This is a genomic window from Ignavibacteriales bacterium (genome assembly GCA_016709765.1).
Classification (GTDB): domain Bacteria; phylum Bacteroidota; class Ignavibacteria; order Ignavibacteriales; family Ignavibacteriaceae; genus IGN3.
This window is the reverse complement of the sequence record JADJMD010000010.1, coordinates 71165-77784: the sequence shown is the minus strand read 5'-3', so window position 1 is coordinate 77784 and position 6620 is coordinate 71165. Positions and strand designations below refer to the sequence as shown.

6 protein-coding genes and 2 pseudogenes are annotated in these 6620 nt (G+C 31.7%); all 8 read left to right on the top strand.

Going from position 1 to position 6620, the window contains the following annotated elements; translation table 11 throughout:
- Positions 1–544, top strand: a pseudogene (locus tag IPJ23_05985) (NAD-dependent epimerase/dehydratase family protein).
- 81 nt (positions 545–625) lie between these two features.
- A pseudogene (locus tag IPJ23_05980) lies at positions 626–1595 on the top strand (SDR family NAD(P)-dependent oxidoreductase).
- A gap of 238 nt (positions 1596–1833) precedes the next feature.
- Positions 1834–2673, top strand: a complete 840-nt coding sequence (locus IPJ23_05975) for an oligosaccharide flippase family protein (protein MBK7630234.1) — start codon at positions 1834–1836, stop codon at positions 2671–2673.
- A complete protein-coding gene (locus IPJ23_05970) occupies positions 2670–3005 on the top strand; it encodes a hypothetical protein (protein ID MBK7630233.1) in 336 nt (111 codons plus the stop codon). The genes IPJ23_05975 and IPJ23_05970 overlap by 4 nt, the downstream gene beginning before the upstream one ends.
- A 45-nt stretch (positions 3006–3050) precedes the next feature.
- The gene (locus tag IPJ23_05965; protein MBK7630232.1) at positions 3051–3278 is read left to right on the top strand and encodes a hypothetical protein; all 228 of its coding nucleotides are present in this window, start codon (positions 3051–3053) and stop codon (positions 3276–3278) included.
- Positions 3279–4461: 1183 nt separating this feature from the next.
- Entirely contained in the window at positions 4462–5127 is a 666-nt protein-coding gene (locus IPJ23_05960; GenBank protein MBK7630231.1) for a glycosyltransferase, read from the top strand.
- The gene (locus tag IPJ23_05955; protein MBK7630230.1) at positions 5124–6254 is read left to right on the top strand and encodes a DegT/DnrJ/EryC1/StrS family aminotransferase; all 1131 of its coding nucleotides are present in this window, start codon (positions 5124–5126) and stop codon (positions 6252–6254) included. Before IPJ23_05960 ends, IPJ23_05955 begins: the two co-directional genes overlap by 4 nt.
- Positions 6254–6454, top strand: coding sequence for a hypothetical protein (locus tag IPJ23_05950; GenBank protein MBK7630229.1), 201 nt, complete (start codon positions 6254–6256; stop codon positions 6452–6454). Before IPJ23_05955 ends, IPJ23_05950 begins: the two co-directional genes overlap by 1 nt.
- Positions 6455–6620: the final 166 nt, after the last annotated feature.

Sequence of the window (6620 nt, the reverse complement as noted above, 5' to 3'; positions counted from 1 at the left end):
TCAATATTCTTGATGCAGCAAAAGAACATAATATTAAGCGTATAGTTTATGCTTCCTCATCTTCTGTTTATGGTGATAATCCTGAACTTCCGAAGCACGAAGGTATGCTGCCCAATCCCCTTTCCCCTTATGCTGTAAGCAAACTAGCGGGCGAAAAATACTGTAATGTTTTTTCACGGCTCTATGGCATTGAAACTGTAGTACTAAGATATTTTAATGTGTTTGGACCAAGACAGGATCCCAACTCACAGTACTCCGCCGTAATACCCTTATTTATTAAAGCAATAAAGAATAATAAGCAGCCGACTATTTACGGTGACGGCACTCAAAGTCGCGATTTTACTTATGTTGCAAATGTTGTTGAGGCAAATATACTGGCTGCAACGAAAGAAGTTGAATCCGGTTTAGCAATGAATTGTGCATGCCACGGTCAAATAACATTAACAGAATTAGTAGCTGAGATAAACAAATTGTTAGATCAAAGATATTAATCCTATATGCTGAACAAAGACACGGTGACATTAAACACTCTTTGCAAATATAGATCTGATTAAAAATAAAATTGGGTTTAATCCAATAGTAAGTTTTTTGGATGGTCTTAAAAGAACAATAGAGTATTATTAAAATGAAAAAAGTGTTAGTAACTGGTGCTGATGGTTTTATTGGCTCACATTTAACCGAATTGCTCTTGGAGAAAGGTTACAATGTTCGAGCTTTAGCGCAATATAATTCATTTAACTACTGGGGATGGCTGGAAGATATTCCCCATAATAAAAACTTAGAAATAAGTAACAGGTGATATCCGTGATCCCCATTTTTAAGGAACTAGTTAAAGGATCAGAATTAATTTTCCATCTAGCAGCTTTAATAGCAATCCCCTATTCTTTTGCACCCAACGTTATATTGATACTAATGTAAAAGGTACAATTAATATTTGTCAGGCTGCAAAAGAATCTGGAAACATTAGGGTTGTGCACACTTCTACAAGTGAGGTTTGTGGCACAGCCCAGTATGTACATTTAGATGAAAAACACCCAAAGCAGCCTCAATCACCATATAGTGCAAGTAAGATTGGTGCTGATATGATAGCATTGAGTTTTATAATGCATTTAATCTGCCGATTACAGTTGCCAGACCATTTAATACTTATGGCCCAAGACAATCAGCGTGCTGTTATCTCAACAAAAATTACCCAGATAGCTTCTGGCATTAAAGAGATAAATTTAGGTGATGTGCGGCCCACAAGAGACTTTAATTTTGTAAAGATGTATGTAAAGGTTTTATAAATATTGCTGATAGTGAGGAAGCGATTGGTAAAGAAATAAATATATGTTCCAGCAGTGAAATATCAATCGGAGATACATTTAACTTGATTAAAGTATAATGTTGAGTGATGCTGAATATTACGCGGAGGAACTAAGAATGAGCCGAAAATTCAGAAGTATATAGATTGAATGGGTGACAATACACTCATAAATAAGCTGACTAATTATAAACCAGAGTACGATTTAAAAAGAGGACTGGAAATAACTTGTAAATGGTTTGCTAACAGTAATAATATGTCAAAATATAAACCAAACATTTATAATATTTAAATATAAGTTATATTATAAATGCATGAATATCATATTCCAAAGGTGGCTAGGATATACTACTGGATATTATTCTGAATGAAGTGGTGTATTGCACATGTTTAAATGTTGGGGCAAATTTATTGTAAAATGTTTTAAAAGCTAAATTGAAAAAATACATTAAATCAATATTTCATTTAAATAATATTTCTAAAAATTTTAAAAACGTTTGTATTTTCTAGGTTCTATTTTACAATCTGTTTTGGCACTTATCACCCAGCCTATATATTCAATTCATCTATCAGCAGATGAGTTTGGAATAATTGGATACTTTAACGCAATAAAAAATGTGTTTACCCCTCTGTTTATACTTGGGATGACTTCCGTTTATTTGATGCATTATTTTAAACAGAATGAAGAAGACAACAAAAAAATGTTATTTAATATAATATTTTATCTGTGCTTATTTAATACAGGATTTTTGGTTATCAGCTATGCGGGATTGTATGCATATTTTTCTTTATTGGAAGTAAATATCCCATTAAATCCTTTTGGATGGTTTATCCTGGTTACTTTAGTTCTGGATAATATAAAATCAATAGTATTGATTAATTTTAGAGTAGGTAAAAAAGCCTTTTCATTTTTTAGTTTTTCGGCAGTTTACTCTGTTTTAAATGTAATATTAGGATTACTATTTGTTGCAGTATTAAAATGGGGGGCAGAAGGAAGAATGCTTGCACCAATCATTTCCGCAGTATTGATGCTGCCTGCTGCAATTTATATTCTAAAAAGATACACTACGATTAATTTCAATTACAATGCTTTTAAAAAATCCGCAAAATTAGCGATGCCATTAGTACTTGCAGCTTATGCTTTTGTTCCTATAAGTAATATCGATAGCTTTTATTTAGAAAGATTAGATAATATTGCCGAGCTTGGTTTATATAATATTGGAATTACCATAGCCGGGTATGCTCAACTAGCATATACAGCTATAGCACTTGCGCTGGAGCCAGATATCTTTAAAAGTATTGCTGAAAAGAAAATTAATAATTTAAGAAGAGTTGCTTTGCTGATGTTTGTACCATACCTTATTTTTTGATTTTATTCATAGCTTTTTCGGAAACAATCATTACAATATTAACAGCAGGTAGATATATAGCGGCACAACAATACACGAATATCGCTTTGATAGCTGTTTTTTTAATGGGAGTATTTTCTTTCTTTGACAAGATTTTTATTGCTCTTGGAAAAACAAAATTAAATTTGCGAGTAAATATTATAGGCGGATTTTCTGCTATTGCGGTTATGTATATGGCGGTTAAAATTATCAATATATTAGGGCCGCATGGTAAGGTGGTTGTATCGTTAATAATGGTTGTTACTGCAGGATTATTAGTAAAAAAGCATTTAAAACTACAACAGGTAACATAGATGCTCAAAGCCCCGTATTATTAATAACATTTAACAGACCACACTATGACTCAAAAAGTATTCAATTCGATAAGAGCAGCAAAACCATCAACACTATATATTTTTAATGATGGACCAAGAAATGGAAACGTAGAGGATCTTAAAGCCCGCGCAGAAATTAGTTCAATTATTAAACAAATTGATTGGGATTGCACACTTTATAAAAACTTCGCGGAGACAAATCTAGGTTGCGGACATCGGGCCTTCTTTAACTGCTATTTCCTGGGCATTTGAGAATGAAGACAGATTAATTATACTTGAAGATGATACTTTACCCAATTTAGCTTTCTTTACTTATTGTAATACTTTATTAGATAAATATAAAGATGATAATAGAATATGTATGATAAGTGGTGATAACTATACTGAGACATTTAATAACACAGGATAGTTATTTTTTTCCAAATATGGGCATATATGGGGTTAGGCCACCTGGAAGAGAGTTTGGAACAAGTATGATTATTATATGCATATTTGGCCAATTTTTAGAGAAACAAACCAATTAAATAATATTTTTAAGATAAGAAGGAACAATTCTTTTTTTAAACTATTTTGATGGTGTATATGCAGAATTAAAGGAAAGCACCTGGTGGGACAATCAATGGTTTTATTGTAGAATCAAAGAATATGGTTTGTCCATTGTACCACAAACTAACCTAGTAACAAATATTGGGACACAGGGTGTTCACACAAATTATAAATCAAACGCACATCATAAACCCGTTAATGAAAACTATGCTATAATTAAAGAGCCTCAATTTGTATTATGTAACGAATACTATGATAAAATTCACTTCAACCATATTATAAATAAAAAACGATCGCTTATAAAAAGAGTATTAAGAAAAATTGTAAAAACACTAAAATTGAATTGAATGTAAATATACAAAATAAGATTAGGGTGGCATGGATTTGTCACTTTAGCAATTCAGAGATGCAGTCTCATTTACCTTGTGGCAGAAAAGATGAATTTGCATCCTGGGTGCCCAATATGCTCAAGGATTTGAAAGTTGTGATGAAATTGAATTGTATGTTATTGCGTCACACGAATATTTAAACGCGAATTTCTACATTTAGAATAAGAAATATAAACTATACTTTTATACCATTCGGTATTCCTATCCTTCACAGGCATTGGCCAAGTTTTTTAAGATATGATATATATTCGGATTATAGTTTATTTCGAAAAAAATAAAGAACATACTAACTATTATTAAACCGGATATAGTAAATCTTATAGGAGCAGAAAATGCTTACTACAGCTCTTCCATACTTGATTTAATTGATTCATATCCAATACTAATAACAATTCAGGGATTTATTAGCCAATTTAAAAATGATAGTGATTTGACAAATGAGACAAAAAAGAGAATTAAAATTGAAGAAAAAATATTAAAAGATTTTAATTATTTTTGTGGTGAACAGGACTCTTCAACATATATTTCCGAGTATAATCCAAATCATAAGTTTTAGACTTTATTTTCCTGTCAATGAGCAGCTGGCCGAAGAAACGATTCAACATGAAAAAATATATGACTGCGTTTATTTCGGTCGCTTATCAAAGATAAAAGGTACTGAAGATTTTATAACAATAGTAGCTGAATTAAGGAAGATTAAACCTGATATAAAAGCCTGCATAATTGGTGGTGGTGACGTAAATTATTGGCAATCTTATGCTAAAGAAGTCAATTGTGAATCAAGCATTGAATTCACCGGTTTTGTTGAAACACAAAAAGAACTTTTCACATATGTAAAAGCATCAAGAGTATTTTTGGCACCGCCTTACAAAGAAAGATTATCCTCCACAATACGCGAAGCAATGCTGTTAAAAGTACCAATTGTTGCTTATGCAACAGGAGGCATACCCTATATTAATGAGTTTGATGAGAATATTTTTATGGTAAAAACGGGTGATTATAAATTAATGGCTGAGAAAACTTTATTATTATTGCAGAACGAAAAACTTGCAACGGACTTAGCTGATAAAGCGTATAAATATGCAAAGAATGAATACAGTCTTGAAGGAAATATGAAACGGCTGTTAGACGCATATCATACAATACTAAATGAAAGTAGAAAATGAGTGTCGAATATAAAATACCTCTTTTTGATTTGAACTTTGATGAAGCTGAAGAAAAAGCTGTTCTGGAAACACTAAGAAGTAAATGGATTTCAACCGGACCCAAAACAACTGAGTTTGAAAATAAGTTTGCAGGTATGCTTAATGTAAAACATTCAGTTGCGCTTTCAAACTGCACTGTAGCACTGCACCTGGCTTTATTAGCTGCGGGCATTGGAGACAATGATGAAGTAATCTGCCCATCATTAACATTTGTGGCTACTGTAAATTCAATATTATATGTAAATGCAAAACCTGTTTTTGCAGATATTAAAAGTTATGATGATCTTACAATCGATCCTGTTGACATAGAATCCAAAATAACAAAAAAAACTAAAGCAATAATTGTAATGCACTACGGAGGTTTTTCCTGTGATATGGATGCTATAATGGCATTAGCAAAAGCATATAATATTAAAGTTATAGAAGATGCCTGCCATGGGCCTTTATCTGAATATAAAGGGAATAAATTAGGAACTATCGGAGATATTGGTTGCTTTAGTTTCTTTTCAAACAAGAATATAAGCACCGGTGAAGGCGGTATGCTTATAACAAACAATACGGACTTTTTTGAAAAAACAAAATTGCTCAGATCGCATGGTATGACTTCCCTTTCTTATGAAAGATCAAAAGGTCATTCAACAAGCTATGATGTGGTTGCTCTGGGATATAACTATCGAATGGATGATATCAGGGCTTCTATTGGAATTGTACAACTTGATAAAATTAAACTTGATATTGAAAAAAGAGCCGAGATAAGAAAATTATACATTCAAAAATTAATTAGCTTTGATAAAATCATCATTCCATTTATTGATTATAGTTTTGCTTCATCCAATTATATTTTTCCTATAATACTAAAGAATTCTGATTACATAAAAAGAGGCAATATTAGAAATAAAATGGCTGAAGCCGGAATTCAAACAAGTGTACATTATCCCGCAGTGCATAAATTTACCATATATAAAGACTTTCACTCAGAACTTCCAAAAACTGAGTACGTAGCAAATAACCTCATCACATTACCGATGTATTCAAAAATAAGTGTTGATCAAATAAAGTATATGCTCTACTCTAATAAGGACAATTGATGAAAATTAAAATTATTATTGTTGGGGCATTTCACGAAATTATTGAGTTGGCATCAGCAAGTAATTATGAAATCTTAGGTTTAATTGATAATCATAAAACCGGGTACTTTAGCGACTACAAAATATTATGCACTGATGAAAATGTAATTACTTTAGATCCTTCGTTCAAAAGAATACCCGCTTATTTTAACCCCGGATAAACCTGAAATTAGGAAAAATTATTTGCATATTATAGCAAGCTTGGGTTTTCTTTTTCATCAATTATTGGCTTTAATGCAAATGTTTCAAAAACTGCACTTATTCAGGAAGGAACTATCATTCAGAATGGTGTAAATGTTTCAAGTGAATCCAATATTGGTAGTTTTG